Below are 13,132 nucleotides of genomic sequence, written 5' to 3'. Positions count from 1 at the left end.
GGGGCCGGCGTCAAAATACAACCGAATACCCGGCGGTCGTTCCTCCCAGATCCCGTTAGGTAAAGATGCCGGTCCCTCTATCCTCCTCCCAGAGGGGCCGGCGTCAAAAATACAACCGAATACCCGGCGGTCGTTCCTCCCAGATCCCGTTTGGTAAAGATGCCGGTCCCTCTATCCTCCTCCCAGAGGGGCCGGCGTCAAAAATACAACCGAATACCCGGCGGTCGTTCCTCCCAGATCCCGTTTGGTAAAGATGCCGGTCCCTCTATCCTCCTCCCAGAGGGGCCGGCGTCAAAAATACAACCGAATACCCGGCGGTCGTTCCTCCCAGATCCCGTTTGGTAAAGATGCCGGTCCCTCTATCCTCCTCCCAGAGGGGCCGGCGTCAAAAATACAACCGAATACCCGGCGGTCGTTCCTCCCAGATCCCGTTTGGTAAAGATGCCGGTCCCTCTATCCTCCTCCCAGAGGGGCCGGCGTCACCTCCCACCTTCTTTTTTCGTTGTCCCGGACCGTTGCGTTAATATCTTTCGCCAGCGCACCAGCGATGCTACATGCATTCACACAAACAACGGGAACAGGCGCCATGAACGAACTTCAGATTGCATCCTTGCTGATCGTCCTTGCAGGGGTGTTCGGCGCCATAAACTATCTGTTCTTCAAACTTCCGTCGGCCATTGGCATCATGATCGTCGCCCTGCTGGCGTCTCTTGCGATTATGGGAGTGGACGCGATCTATCCTGCGCTGGAAATCCGCGACACGGTGCGCAGCTTTGTGATCGATCTGGAGTTTTCCACAGCGCTGCTTGAGGGCATGCTGGGTCTGCTGCTCTTTGCTGGCGCGCTTCATGTCAAGATCGGCGACTTGCGGCAGCAGGCTTGGGTGGTTGTGTTGATGGCAACCATCGGCGTCGGCCTGTCCACAGCGATTGTCGGAGGAGCCGTTACGTTGGCGCTCGGGGTGCCTTTGATGATCGCGCTGGTGTTTGGCGCGCTGATTTCCCCCACTGATCCGGTGGCGGTTTTGGGCGTGTTGCGCGCCGCCAACCTGCGTAAGGAACTGGAAACCAAAATCGCCGGAGAAAGCCTGTTCAACGATGGTGTGGCTTATGTGGTTTTTCTGATCCTTGTCGGTCTGGCCTTTCCAAGCGGCCATGACACCCATGCGGCCAGCTTCACCGGAGCCTTCATGCTGTTTGGGCAGGAAGCCTTTGGCGGTGCAGCACTTGGCGGCATACTCGGCTATCTGACCTTTGCAGTGATGCGCCGGATTGACGATTACCCGTTGGAGGTTCTGCTCTCTCTCGGGTTGGCCTTTGGCGGCTATCAACTGGCAACCTACTTCCATCTCTCCGGCCCGATTTTCGCAGTTGTCGCCGGGCTGTTTATCGGGGATGTCGGCGTCAAATACGGAATGAGCGAAGAGACCCGCAAGTATCTCGATGCCTTCTGGTCCTTGATCGACGAAATCCTGAACGCAATCCTGTTCCTTCTGATCGGTGTCGAGGTCTTTGCTGTTGCGTTCAATATGGATGCGCTCTGGGCCGGTTTGCTTGCCATTTGTGTCGCTCTGGTTGCGCGGCTGGTGGCTGTCTCCGTACCGGTCCTGATGCTTAAACCGTTCAAGACCTTCCCCCGCGATGTGATCCCGATTATGACATGGGGCGGACTGAAAGGCGGGATTTCCGTGGCGTTGGTGCTGACACTACCGGATACGGAATGGAAGCCGCTGCTGCTGTCGATGACATATATGGTGGTGCTGTTTAGTATCATCATTCAAGGCCTGACAATCGCACCATTGGCCCGTCGTCTGGGCCGCACACCGGAGCTTCTGTAAACCGGAGCGCTGTCAGGCAGCGATATGCGACACAAGAATAGACGCGCCCATAAGGATTAGCGCCACGCCGGCACAGGTGCCGGCGGCGCGGCCGAACCGTTTCCCCAGTAAATGGCCCAGCATAACACCTGCTGTTGATGCAACAGTCGTTGTAAGACCGATTGCAATGGCGACCAGCACAATATTGACGTTCAACAGCGCAAGCGTAATCCCGACCACCATTGCATCCAGTGACGTGCCAATCGCAGACAGCACCACTGCCCCGCGGCTGCGCGGCAAATCCGTTACCGAACCATCGCAAGCAGTCGGATACCACGACTGGAAAGCCATACGCGCGCCAACACCACCCAGCAGCACGAAGGCAACCCAGTGATCGATCGCCGCGACATAGCTGACCGCCGCCAATCCTATGACCCAACCGATCAACGGTGTCGCCATTTCCACCAGCCCGAAGATCATGCCTGTCTGCACAGCCGCAGCGAAACCGCGCCGGTTCGCAGCAGCCCCCTGTCCGAGCGAAACCACAAAAGCATCTATCGAAAGGCCGACAGCCAGTAATCCCAGTGCAAAAGGTGTCATGGATAGCTCCGAATTGGCTCAGGCAGCCCCAATGGAGGGATTCTATTTTTTTGTCAACAATATCAATTGCATATGAGAATGAAACGCAACTACATCTGGCCTGTCCGGCTTTCGCCGGATGTGCGAAACCCGCCCTTTTTTAAGCTGCTGCGAACGTTAACAGGGTTGCACCAAACGCCATGGCCGCTAAAACGCCACACAACAAGAGGGACTCGGCCATGACACCACCCACAATCATTCAGCGTTGCGAGGCTGCAGGCCTGCGCATGACGGAGCAGCGCCGTGTGATTGCCCGTGTCTTGCAAAACAGCGAAGACCATCCCGATGTGGAAGAACTCTATGCCCGCGCCTCTGCTGTGGATGGCGGGATTTCTATCGCAACCGTTTACCGCACCGTAAAACTGTTCGAGGAATCGGGCATACTGGAGCGGCTGGAATTCGGTGATGGACGTGCCCGCTATGAGGATGCAGAACGGGACCACCACGACCATCTGATCGACCTGCATTCCGGTGAGGTGATAGAGTTTGTAGATCCGGAGATCGAAGAACTGCAGGAGCGGATTGCAGCCAAGCTCGGCTATGATCTGCGCGGCCACAAAATGGAACTTTACGGCGTCCCCCGCGATACTGGGAAAGAGCGGTCGAAAAAGTGATTTCCGCCCCCCATAGCGACACGTTGCGCGCAATCCTGATGATGATCCTGTCGATGGCGGCCTTTGCTGCGACGGATATGTTTGTCAAACTGTCCTCTGTCACGCTCCCCCCGTCTCAGGTGATGTTTTTAATGGGGATCGGCGGCACGTTGCTGTTCGGATTACTGACAAAGGCCAGCGGCACGCCGGTTCTGTCTCGGCGTATCCTGCATCCGGCGATCCTCAGTCGCGGCGTAGCGGAAATCGTTGCGGCCTGCGGTTTTCTGATGGCACTTACCATCCTGCCGTTCTCTACCGCTTCTTCCATCCTGCAAGTCACCCCGCTGCTGGTCACGCTTGGCGCGGCCCTGTTCCTGCGGGAATCTGTAAGCTGGCGGCGCTGGAGCGCGATCCTCGTGGGGATGAGCGGCGTTCTGATCATTCTCAATCCCTTCGCAGAAACAACTGAAGCGCACCCTGCCCTGTTCTCCACGGGCTCCCTTCTTGCGATTATCGGTGTGTTCGGCCTAGCTGGGCGCGATCTGTCCACGCGATTTATCCCGAAGGATGTGCCTAACCTGCAAGCCTCGACATGGGGCTTCTTCACTGTGGTAATTGCCGGAGTGATCCTGTCGCTATTCGGTGCACCCTGGCAAGTGCCGGATCTGCTGACTTCGGGCTATGTCTGCGGCCTGATCGCTTTCTCGGGGATCGGTTACTTCGCGATCACCTCGGCCATGCGCATCGGGGATATCTCTGCTGTGGCACCGTTCCGCTATTCCCGTATCATCTTTGCCTTCGCCCTCTCAGTTATCGTCTTTGACGAGGTACTGACCCTTCAAACCCTGTTTGGTGCCGCTGTTATCGTGGCAGCCGGACTCTATGTCTGGCTGCGTGAACGCAGGCTGGCACACACTATTCCCCCTGAAACCGTAGCGGCATAAGCCACATGCCCTGTTAACCGAACGAACTGAAAAGAGGAATTTGACATGACCGCAATTATCGAAATCACCGGACGCGAGATCCTCGACAGTCGGGGCAACCCGACAGTCGAAGTAGACATCCTGCTGGAAGACGGCACTTGGGGCCGCGCTGCCGTACCTTCGGGTGCCTCCACCGGTGCCCATGAAGCGGTTGAACTGCGCGACGGCGACAAAAGCCGCTATCTCGGCAAGGGCGTTCTGAAAGCAGTAGAAGCCGTGAACGGTGAAATTGCCGAGGCCCTGCTGGGTGTGGATGCCACCCGCCAGCTGGTCATCGACAACATTATGATCGATCTGGACGGCACCGAAAACAAATCCCGCCTTGGCGCAAACGCCATTCTGGGTGTTTCAATGGCCGTGGCCAAAGCTGCTGCACAGACATTGAACCAGTCGCTCTATCGTTATATCGGCGGCACATCCTCGCGCTGGTTGCCTGTTCCGATGATGAACATCATCAACGGCGGCGAACATGCGGACAACCCGATCGACATTCAGGAATTCATGATCATGCCTGTATCCGCTCCCAACGTGCGTGAAGCCATCCGCATGGGCGCAGAAGTGTTCCATACCCTGAAGAAAGAGCTGTCCGCAGCGGGCCACAACACAGGTGTCGGCGATGAAGGCGGTTTCGCCCCGAACCTGAATTCCACAACAGACGCTCTGGATTTCATCATGAAATCCGTCGAAAAAGCCGGCTACAAACCGGGTGAGGATATCTACCTTGCGCTGGATTGTGCGGCATCGGAATATTACGAAGACGGCCTTTACAACTTCAAAGGCGAAGGCAAGAAACTGTCTTCCGGTGAAAACGCGGACTACCTTGAAAATCTGGTAAACCAGTACCCGATCATCTCTATCGAGGACGGTATGCACGAAGACGATTGGGACGGCTGGAAAACCCTGACCGACAAAATCGGCGACCGCTGCCAACTGGTGGGCGACGACCTGTTCGTCACCAACACCAAACGTCTGGCCCGTGGTATTGATGAAGGCTGCGCCAACTCGATCCTTGTGAAAGTAAACCAGATCGGCACGCTGACCGAAACGCTGGAAGCTGTGGATATGGCTACACGTAACGGATTTACATCTGTGATGTCCCACCGTTCCGGTGAAACCGAAGATGCCACAATCGCCGACCTCGCAGTGGCAACGAACTGTGGTCAGATCAAAACCGGTTCTCTTGCCCGTTCCGACCGGCTCGCGAAATACAACCAGCTGATCCGCATCGAAGAAATGTTGGGCGATGTAGCGCAATACGCAGGGAAATCCGTCCTGCGCGGCTAAGCCTCTCCCCTATTGCAAACAGAAAGAACCGGGCGCGTGCGTCCGGTTTTTTTACGACGCGGGGTCTGCTTCTTCGGCAATCCGGCGCTGGAAATGTGCCATTTTGGTCTCGGAACCGCGCTTGGGCACTGCGGCTCTTGCTAAATTGCTGGACGACAGGCTACGCAGGCGATAAGACACCCGTCACAAGTCCAAAGGTGCAGTCATGGCCGATCCAGAACATCCCCAGATTTACCTTATCACCCCCCCGCAGTTCGAGCTTTCCGCCTTCTCGGCAGAACTGAGCCGGATGCTTGACGGTTTCGAGATTGCCTGCGTGCGTCTGCGCTGTGCCTCCGAAGCGGCAGAGGATATCGGCCGCGCGGCTGATAACCTGCGAGAGGTGTGCCATGCCCGTGATGTGCCGCTGGTAGTCGAAAATCACGGTAAGATTGCTTCCGTTCACGGTTTGGACGGGGTGCATCTGACCGATGGTCCAAGGCAGGTCCGCGACATGCGCAAATTGCTCGGCGACGACGCGATTGTCGGCAGTTTCTGCGAAAACTCCCGTCACACCGGCATGGCCGCCGGCGAGGCTGGCGCGGATTATATTTCCTTTGGCCCACTGGCTGAAAACCCGCTGTCTGTATCCGACCCGGTGGATTTGGATACCTTCGAGTGGTGGTCTGAAATGATCGAACTGCCCGTTGTTGCCGAAGGAGCGATTTCTCTGGAAATGGCTGCAAAGCTGGCTCCGGTCACGGATTTCTTTGCCTTCGGCCCCGAACTCTGGACCGCGAAGGACAGGCCGGATACCGCACTCAAAGCCTATCTAGAGCGGATCCTGTAAGCCGCTGCGCACGGCTGCCTCACAACGCCGTGCCAGATCCTTGCGACAATCCACGGAAGCCGCCTGTACCGGCGCGTGGAATACAACTTCAATCCGCCCCTGATGCTTTTGCGCCAGTATGCGAAACAGGTCCGGTGCAAAGGCTGTATCACCCCACCAGCCGTAAAATCGGGGATCCTCCCCTTTTGGCGCGATATAGTTCAGCGTAACAGGCTGCACCCAGAGCCGCTCTCTCAAGTCCGGTTCCATAAAGGCCGCAAACAGGGTGGAGCGGAACGGCAACACCCTTTGGCCGTCCGTGCTGGTGCCTTCCGGGAAGAACAACAACCGGTGTCCCTGCGCGATATAGTCCAGCACCAGGCTCCGGTGCCTTGCCGCATGGCTCGTGCGGCGTTCAATGAAAATTGTGCCGACCGAACGGGCAATAACACCGATCAGCGGCCAGTGCTGCACCTCGGCCTTGGCCACGAACAGCACCTCCTGCACAGCGTTCAACGTGAAGATATCAAGCCATGAACAATGGTTTGCAACCACCGCGCCCCCGTACGGCATTGGCGTGCCGGTACAGATCACCGGCAAGCCGATTACCCGCAATACCGCCCGACAGGCGAACCGGACAATACCCTGTGCAGCAGAGGCAAATCCAAGCACGCGCAGCAGAACCATCGGTCCCATCAAACCGAAGATAATCACCGCCATCGCCGAAACCCGCAAAATGCAGCGCAGCCAGCCCATAACCCCGAAAGGCTTTACAAGAGGGCGACTGCCGTCATCCCAAGTGGTCATGCCGCCCGCCCTTGCAATAGTTGAGCCCGTTGTTTGGCGGGAATATTCTGCTGATCGAGTACAAGACAAACGTCAATTGTGTTGAAATCCCGATCCACATAGGCCCCTTCTCCGACCCAGCCGCCCAGCCGGATATAGCTTTTGATCAGGGCCGGTATCTGGCGCACGGCAGCCACACGGTCTATTTCCGTGGCCGCCTTCAAGTTCATCTTCACGCGGGACTGCGCCTTTGCGGTCACCCGCAACTCCGGCGGTGCAAGGTGGGTGTGGTGAAGATAGGATAGACCGTCCTTGTAAACTTCCGGATCTGTACCGACAAAGGACGCCACGCCAAACAACAGTTCAATCCGGTTCCCAATCACATAATCCGCCACCCCCTGCCACAGAAGATGCAGGGCAATACCATTGCGGTAGACCGGATCGATACAACTGCGTCCCAGTTCCACAGCAGGGCGTCCGGAGCGGATGATCGGGCCGAGATCATATTCCTGCGCCCCGTAGAACCCTTGCCCTCGCTCTGCTGTTTCGCTGCGCATCAGACGGTAAGCTCCGACCACATTGTTGTCGTGATCCTCGATGCGGGTGTCGATCAGAAGAAGGTGGTCGAAATACGGATCAAAGGCGTCAGCCTCGCGGTTTACGGTATCGCCGCTGAAAGCCGGACGGGCGCCCATTTCCTCCACAAACACACGATAGCGCAGACGTTGCGCCGCTGCGAGCTCCTGTTCTGTCTCTGCCAGTTTCAACGTAAATTGTGAGGTATTCACGATCATCCGTGGCTCTCCCTACCGGTTAGGAAACTGTTAACCAATCCGGCATATTATTTCCAATCAGACTGCAACTCAGGAATAAAACTTGAAAACTCAACTAAAAGTAGCATACTTATTTTACAGCACGCCAGCTACACTGGCTCCAGGGCCACATGGTCGCCATTAACTACAATTTTGCCGACCTCTTCGAAGTTGACGGTTATTTTGCCGTCTATAACAGATTGAACCTGCCCCAGCCCCCATTCGGGATGCTCCGGGCTGCGCACCAACTGTCCGGGTGTGAGAAATTCAATCATGGAAAGCCTTTTGTTAAGCCTGTTGGTGATGCCTATGTATGATACTTCCGATGACATTACAGCCCTAATCAGCGCCAGAATCTGCCACGATCTTGCCAGCCCGCTTGGTGCGATTGCCAATGGTGTGGAACTTCTCGAGCTTTCTGGGGTGGCTGAAATTCCCGAAGCTGTCCTTCTCGCCGATAGTGTAAATTGCGCCACAGCGCGGATGGCTTTCATCCGTGTGGCATATGGTTTTGCCAACAGCCGTTCTTTGATGGCACCGTCACAGGCCCAACAACTGCTTTCGGGAAATTTTGCCGACCGCAAGATAAACATTCAATGGCGGGTTTCTCAGGACATCCCCAAACCACTCGCCAAACTGTTGTTTTTACTGCTGCAATGCTGCGAAACCGCCCTACCCTACGGGGGGGAAATCCAGCTTCACCGGAGAGGGGATGTCTATGACCTGCATACCAACGCTAAGGAGGTCCGGCACGAACCGGACCTTTGGGCCTGTTTTACCACCGATGCAGCGCGTCCGGCACTGACATCCGCATTGGTGCACTTCGAACTGGCCCGTCTACAGGCTGCCAAACTCGGGCGGGACGTTCGCGTGCGGTTCAGCGACACCACACTGGACATGACCATTCAGTAGTACCGCTGACAGATCACCCGACCTCGACCAGCACCAACCCTTTGCGGAAACGACGCATGTTCGCCTGATAGCCTTCGGCGGATTTGGTCAGCATTGCTTGGGCAGCGGCATCCAGTTCCCGCACGATCTTTCCCGGCGCACCCATAACCAAAGAATTGTCCGGAATGACTTTATTTTCTGTAATCAGCGCATTGGCACCGATCAGGCAGTTCTTGCCGATCACTGCACCGTTCAAAACAGTCGCCCCCATACCGATCAGGGAGTTGTCCCCGATGGTACATCCGTGCAGCATCGCCTTGTGCCCGATGGTGCAGTTTTTACCGATTGTCAGAGGATAGCCGATATCCGTATGCAGGACCGAATTTTCCTGAATGTTGGAACCTTCGCCCAACAGAATTAGTTCATTGTCACCGCGTAACACAGCCCCGAACCAAACTGATGCGCCGGTTTCAATTCGGACACGGCCCATCAACTGGGCGCTTGGCGCGATCCAGTAGTCTCCGTCCGGCGCCAGCTCCGGTGCGATTCCGTCCAATTCGTAAATCATAACATTGCCTCGCATTCTGCATTCAACTTGCGCACCCGCTCTACCAGGCCAGGTTGTCGGTCCCGCCGCAACCGTTCCGCCGTCACAATAGAGCGCAACTGGGTCTCGCAGGCTTCCAGATCCTCATTCACCAGCACGTAATCGTATTCCGGCCAGTGGCTGATCTCGTCCCGTGCTTTCGCCATCCGGTTGTTAACCACTTCCGCACTGTCCTGCCCGCGCGAATTCAGGCGGCTTTCCAGCTCTGCGATAGAAGGGGGCAGCAGGAAGATAGACACCACATTGTCCCGCAGGCTGGAGGCGCGAATCTGCTGGCCACCCTGCCAGTCCACGTCGAACAACACATCCTGACCCATCGCAACTGCCGCCGCGACAGGGGCAAGCGGAGAGCCGTAGTGATTGCCGAAAACCTCGGCGTGTTCCAGCATTTCGCCATCGGCGACCATGCGCAGGAATTCCTCTTTGGATTTGAAATAGTAATCCTTTCCTTCCACCTCTTGCGGACGCATCGGGCGGGTGGTGGCAGAGACCGAAAAGTCAATCGCCGGGTCCTTGGCCAGAAGCCGTTTGGCCAGAGTGGATTTACCCGCGCCCGACGGCGATGAGATGATGATCAAAAGCCCGGATCGTATCTGTTCAGACATGGTTACTCCACATTTTGCACCTGCTCGCGCATCTGGTCGATTACAGCTTTCAGGTCAAGCCCGATCCCCGTCAGATCGGTGTAATTGGCCTTTGAACACAGGGTATTGGCTTCGCGGTTGAATTCCTGCGTCAGGAAATCGAATTTACGCCCGATGGGACCTTGCTGCGCCAGCAATTCGCGCGCCGCAGATACATGGGCCTGCAACCGGTCCAGTTCCTCTGAAACATCGGCTTTCACGGCAAGCAAGGCGAGCTCCTGTTCCAGACGCTGTTCATCCACTGCATCCGTGGTGCCCAGAACACGGGCGAGGTTCATTCGCATGGTTTCCGCCACGTGATCCCGCCGCCCGTCGAGCACTTCAGCAGCCTGAGCGCACAGGCCGTCTATCTGTTCAATCTGCTGGGCCAGCACTTCTGCCAGAGCCTCGCCTTCAGCGGCCCGCGCCTTTGCAAAATCTGACAAGGCAGATTCAAAATCCTTTTTCACCGGATCATTAAGTGTACTGAGAGGATCGGCCTCGGCCTCTAGGGCGCCAAAAACACCAGGCAACGCAAGAACCGCTGCAATATCAAGCGGCGCGACCTCTACTTTGGCTTCGTGAGTTGCAATTCTGGCAGCTTCAAGAGCTCGCTCCAACCCTTCCGCATTCAGCTGTGCAACGCGGGCGGAACTGTTGCGTTTCACCCGCAGCCCCACGGTTATCGTACCGCGCTTGCAAATCGCGGCAATCTGTTTTCGGGCGAGTGCTTCAAGTCCGTCAAAACCCTCGGCAAGCCGCATCCGCACGTCCAGCCCCCGCCCGTTTACACTGCGAATTTCCCACGCCCAGGAAACTGCGCCACTACTGCCATTGGCCGATGCGAAGGCCGTCATAGAATTAACCATATAAGAAAATTTGCCTCACTTTTGAATCGATTGTGTGCCAGATAGTCGGCGAAGGGACTGTTAAAAAATCCTTATCAAAATACACTAGGGTTCTCAACAAATGCATGGCAACTGCGCCGGAGTGACGTATGCGATACCATTTTTCGAAGGGTGAAAGGGGCGAAGCGGACGTGGTGCACCTGACCCGAAAATCCGCAGATTTGTGCCATCCGGTCATTCGCGAAGTCTTCAACTACTGGGAAGGATTGCGGCGGGGTCGCCTTGCCCCGCTACGTTCGGAACTTGATCCGCAAAAGCTATGCAATGTTATCGATCAGATCTTTGTGCTGGAATATGAAAACCCGCTGGATATCAGGTTCCGGCTTGCCGGCATGGACTTGTGCAACATGCTTGGCATGGAACTCCGGGGTATGCCTGCACGGGCCCTGTTCAACATCGGCCACCGCGACGAGTTGGGCCGAGTGCTCGATGATATGGTCACTACCCCTAAAATCATCGAGCTGGTTTTGAAAACCCAACCCCACAAGACGCCGGTTTTGAATGCCCGCATGCTTTTATTGCCCATGCAAGCGGGGAAAAGACAATATTCACGGATTTTGGGTTGTCTCGTGTCCGACGATCCACCGCTTCAGGCTCCGGTGCGGTTCGACATTGCCGCAATAAGGACGACCCGCATTGTAAGTGCGATGCCCCCGGCGCAACCACACCTGCGCAACCGCACCGGCACCGCCCCTTCAGGGTCCGGCAGATTGCACGAACTGCAAGAACCAGCCCTCCGGTTCAAAGGCCTTTACCGGCCCAAAGCAGGCGGCAAGGCTGTCACCTGCCGACCTGTGGCAGGAAAACCCAGCCTGTATCTGGTCAAGGACACGTAAGCAGCTTGTTGCACCAACCCTGTCTCAAAATAAAAACGCGGCACCGAAGCGCCGCGTTTCTCTGTTCTTTCTGAAGAGTGCTGTATCAGACGGCCTGACGCTGCGCCTCGACACGCTGTTCCAGCTCTCCTGCAACCAGAAACGCCAGTTCCAGCGCTTGTGATGCGTTCAGTCGTGGATCGCATGCAGTGTGGTAGCGGTCGGACAGATCCTCGTCAGTTACCGCGCGCACGCCACCGGTGCATTCGGTAACATCCTTACCAGTCATTTCAAAATGCACACCACCCGGAACCGATCCTTCGGCTTTATGAATGCCGAAGAACTCCTGCACTTCGCGCAGGATACTATCGAACGGACGGGTCTTATAGCCGGAAGACGATTTGATCGTATTGCCGTGCATCGGATCACAGGACCAAACCACATTGGCTCCCTCCTCACGTACTGTCTTAATCAAGCGAGGCAGGTGATCCCCTACAGAACCGGCGCCGAAACGGGCAATCAGGGTCAAACGCCCTGCTTCGTTTTCTGGGTTCAACTTGGCCATAAGGACCTTCAGATCCTCAGCCGTTGTTGTCGGACCGCATTTCAGGCCAATGGGGTTTTGCACGCCCCGGCAGAATTCCACATGAGCGCCATCCGGCTGACGGGTCCTGTCGCCGATCCAGATCATGTGACCGGAACCTGCCACGGGCAGGCCGCTGGTGGAATCAATCCGGCACAACGCTTCTTCGTATTCCAGCAACAGCGCTTCGTGGCTGGTGTAGAAATTCACCGTATGCAGCGAAGATGTATTGTCAGATGTCACACCTGCCGCTGTCATGAAATCCAGACTGTCGGAAATCCGGTTGGCGAGTTGTGTGTATTTTTCGGCCGCCCCTGCCGCATTGGCGAAGCCGAGGTTCCATTCGTGCACACGGTGGATATCCGCGAAACCGCCCATGGAAAACGCGCGCAGCAGGTTCAATGACGCAGCAGCCTGTGTGTAGGCTTGCAACATACGGTCCGGATTCGGAATACGGGCTTCCGCTGTGAAATCAATATCGTTGATGATGTCACCACGGTAGGAAGGCAGTTCTACGCCGTTAATGGTTTCCGTACCCGCAGAACGGGGCTTCGCAAACTGGCCGGCAACGCGGCCCACTTTGACAACCGGAACCTTGGCACCATAGGTCAGCACCACCGCCATTTGCAGCATGACTTTGTAAGTGTCGCGCAACATGTCGGCGTTGAATTCCGCAAAGCTTTCGGCGCAGTCGCCCCCTTGCAGCAGAAACGCTTCGCCGCGGGAAACGGCCGCCAGCTTCGCTTTCAGCGCACGGGCTTCACCCGCAAAAACCAGCGGCGGATAGCTGGACAACCGGGTCTCCACTGCTTGCAGTGCAGCCGCGTCGGTATAGTCCGGCATCTGAATCCGCTCTTTGGAACGCCAGTCAGATTTTTTCCAAGCCGAAGTCATCGGGTCTCTCCTTGGTGGGGTATCGGGAGTCCGGTCATACAGCAGCGCCCCCCCTTTGGCCAGAACTCCATCTGCGGTATCAGCCGTGAT

The 13,132-nt window shown here is 56.5% G+C and carries 15 protein-coding genes; 7 read left to right on the top strand and 8 right to left on the bottom strand.

Annotation, left to right across the window (positions count from 1 at the left end; translation table 11 throughout):
- Positions 1–586 precede the first annotated feature (586 nt).
- Entirely contained in the window at positions 587–1,837 is a 1,251-nt protein-coding gene (locus C0U40_RS04135; protein ID WP_101654445.1) for a cation:proton antiporter, read from the top strand.
- Positions 1,838–1,849: 12 nt separating this feature from the next.
- Here C0U40_RS04135 and C0U40_RS04130 read toward each other — a convergent pair whose 3' ends face one another.
- A complete protein-coding gene (locus C0U40_RS04130; protein WP_101654444.1) occupies positions 1,850–2,416 on the bottom strand; it encodes a manganese efflux pump MntP in 567 nt (188 codons plus the stop codon).
- Positions 2,417–2,634: 218 nt separating this feature from the next.
- On the opposite strand from C0U40_RS04130, the gene C0U40_RS04125 reads away from it, so the two are divergent.
- From C0U40_RS04125 to C0U40_RS04110, 4 genes are all read left to right on the top strand, one after another.
- Entirely contained in the window at positions 2,635–3,069 is a 435-nt protein-coding gene (locus tag C0U40_RS04125) for a Fur family transcriptional regulator (protein ID WP_101654443.1), read from the top strand.
- A complete protein-coding gene (locus C0U40_RS04120; RefSeq protein ID WP_101654442.1) occupies positions 3,066–3,992 on the top strand; it encodes a DMT family transporter in 927 nt (308 codons plus the stop codon). The genes C0U40_RS04125 and C0U40_RS04120 overlap by 4 nt, the downstream gene beginning before the upstream one ends.
- Before the next feature lie 45 nt (positions 3,993–4,037).
- Positions 4,038–5,315, top strand: a complete 1,278-nt coding sequence (gene eno / locus C0U40_RS04115; RefSeq protein ID WP_101654441.1) for a phosphopyruvate hydratase — start codon at positions 4,038–4,040, stop codon at positions 5,313–5,315.
- A 205-nt stretch (positions 5,316–5,520) separates the two neighbouring features.
- On the top strand, positions 5,521–6,144 hold the full coding sequence (locus C0U40_RS04110) for a thiamine phosphate synthase (protein WP_101654440.1): 624 nt from the start codon (positions 5,521–5,523) through the stop codon (positions 6,142–6,144).
- Here C0U40_RS04110 and C0U40_RS04105 read toward each other — a convergent pair.
- The 3 genes from C0U40_RS04105 to C0U40_RS04095 all read right to left on the bottom strand — a co-directional run bounded on the left by C0U40_RS04105 (position 6,127) and on the right by C0U40_RS04095 (position 7,996).
- Entirely contained in the window at positions 6,127–6,930 is an 804-nt protein-coding gene (locus tag C0U40_RS04105; protein WP_101654439.1) for a lysophospholipid acyltransferase family protein, read from the bottom strand. The genes C0U40_RS04110 and C0U40_RS04105 overlap by 18 nt on opposite strands.
- Positions 6,927–7,703, bottom strand: coding sequence for a GNAT family N-acetyltransferase (locus C0U40_RS04100; RefSeq protein WP_101654438.1), 777 nt, complete (start codon positions 7,701–7,703; stop codon positions 6,927–6,929). Before C0U40_RS04100 ends, C0U40_RS04105 begins: the two co-directional genes overlap by 4 nt.
- A 128-nt stretch (positions 7,704–7,831) precedes the next feature.
- On the bottom strand, positions 7,832–7,996 hold the full coding sequence (locus tag C0U40_RS04095; RefSeq protein WP_101654437.1) for a DUF3553 domain-containing protein: 165 nt from the start codon (positions 7,994–7,996) through the stop codon (positions 7,832–7,834).
- Positions 7,997–8,030: 34 nt separating this feature from the next.
- Here C0U40_RS04095 and C0U40_RS04090 point away from each other — a divergent pair, with 34 nt between their 5' ends.
- Positions 8,031–8,633: a histidine phosphotransferase family protein gene (locus tag C0U40_RS04090; protein WP_180957612.1), complete on the top strand. Its 603-nt coding sequence runs from the start codon at positions 8,031–8,033 to the stop codon at positions 8,631–8,633.
- Positions 8,634–8,646: 13 nt separating this feature from the next.
- Here the strand turns inward: C0U40_RS04090 and C0U40_RS04085 are convergent, their stop codons facing one another.
- The 3 genes from C0U40_RS04085 to C0U40_RS04075 are packed head-to-tail and all read right to left on the bottom strand — an operon-like array spanning position 8,647 to position 10,699.
- Positions 8,647–9,180, bottom strand: coding sequence for a gamma carbonic anhydrase family protein (locus C0U40_RS04085; RefSeq protein ID WP_101654435.1), 534 nt, complete (start codon positions 9,178–9,180; stop codon positions 8,647–8,649).
- Positions 9,177–9,824, bottom strand: coding sequence for a guanylate kinase (gene gmk, locus C0U40_RS04080; protein ID WP_101654434.1), 648 nt, complete (start codon positions 9,822–9,824; stop codon positions 9,177–9,179). Before gmk ends, C0U40_RS04085 begins: the two co-directional genes overlap by 4 nt.
- Before the next feature lie 2 nt (positions 9,825–9,826).
- Entirely contained in the window at positions 9,827–10,699 is an 873-nt protein-coding gene (locus C0U40_RS04075; RefSeq protein ID WP_286134768.1) for a YicC/YloC family endoribonuclease, read from the bottom strand.
- Positions 10,700–10,839: 140 nt separating this feature from the next.
- Here C0U40_RS04075 and C0U40_RS04070 point away from each other — a divergent pair, with 140 nt between their 5' ends.
- On the top strand, positions 10,840–11,586 hold the full coding sequence (locus tag C0U40_RS04070) for a PAS domain-containing protein (protein WP_101654432.1): 747 nt from the start codon (positions 10,840–10,842) through the stop codon (positions 11,584–11,586).
- Positions 11,587–11,671: 85 nt separating this feature from the next.
- Here C0U40_RS04070 and C0U40_RS04065 read toward each other — a convergent pair whose 3' ends face one another.
- Positions 11,672–13,042, bottom strand: coding sequence for a class II 3-deoxy-7-phosphoheptulonate synthase (locus C0U40_RS04065; RefSeq protein WP_101654431.1), 1,371 nt, complete (start codon positions 13,040–13,042; stop codon positions 11,672–11,674).
- Between the last annotated feature and the right edge of the window lie 90 nt (positions 13,043–13,132).

The sequence above is a fragment of the Neptunicoccus cionae genome (assembly GCF_002860325.1).
Classification (GTDB): domain Bacteria; phylum Pseudomonadota; class Alphaproteobacteria; order Rhodobacterales; family Rhodobacteraceae; genus Amylibacter; species Amylibacter lutimaris.
This window is presented reverse-complemented; position numbering and strand designations above follow the sequence as displayed.

Excerpts from the sequence above, each read along its gene's own strand:
- C0U40_RS04075 (WP_286134768.1), bottom strand. The coding sequence starts at position 10,699 with ATGACGGCCTTCGCATCGGCCAATGGCAGTAGTGGCGCAGTTTCCTGG.
- C0U40_RS04070 (WP_101654432.1), top strand. The coding sequence starts at position 10,840 with ATGCGATACCATTTTTCGAAGGGTGAAAGGGGCGAAGCGGACGTGGTG.
- C0U40_RS04110 (WP_101654440.1), top strand. The coding sequence starts at position 5,521 with ATGGCCGATCCAGAACATCCCCAGATTTACCTTATCACCCCCCCGCAG.
- C0U40_RS04105 (WP_101654439.1), bottom strand. The coding sequence starts at position 6,930 with ATGACCACTTGGGATGACGGCAGTCGCCCTCTTGTAAAGCCTTTCGGG.
- eno (WP_101654441.1), top strand. The coding sequence starts at position 4,038 with ATGACCGCAATTATCGAAATCACCGGACGCGAGATCCTCGACAGTCGG.
- C0U40_RS04135 (WP_101654445.1), top strand. The coding sequence starts at position 587 with ATGAACGAACTTCAGATTGCATCCTTGCTGATCGTCCTTGCAGGGGTG.
- C0U40_RS04065 (WP_101654431.1), bottom strand. The coding sequence starts at position 13,042 with ATGACTTCGGCTTGGAAAAAATCTGACTGGCGTTCCAAAGAGCGGATT.
- C0U40_RS04100 (WP_101654438.1), bottom strand. The coding sequence starts at position 7,703 with ATGATCGTGAATACCTCACAATTTACGTTGAAACTGGCAGAGACAGAA.
- C0U40_RS04090 (WP_180957612.1), top strand. The coding sequence starts at position 8,031 with ATGTATGATACTTCCGATGACATTACAGCCCTAATCAGCGCCAGAATC.
- gmk (WP_101654434.1), bottom strand. The coding sequence starts at position 9,824 with ATGTCTGAACAGATACGATCCGGGCTTTTGATCATCATCTCATCGCCG.
- C0U40_RS04125 (WP_101654443.1), top strand. The coding sequence starts at position 2,635 with ATGACACCACCCACAATCATTCAGCGTTGCGAGGCTGCAGGCCTGCGC.
- C0U40_RS04085 (WP_101654435.1), bottom strand. The coding sequence starts at position 9,180 with ATGATTTACGAATTGGACGGAATCGCACCGGAGCTGGCGCCGGACGGA.
- C0U40_RS04130 (WP_101654444.1), bottom strand. The coding sequence starts at position 2,416 with ATGACACCTTTTGCACTGGGATTACTGGCTGTCGGCCTTTCGATAGAT.
- C0U40_RS04095 (WP_101654437.1), bottom strand. The coding sequence starts at position 7,996 with ATGATTGAATTTCTCACACCCGGACAGTTGGTGCGCAGCCCGGAGCAT.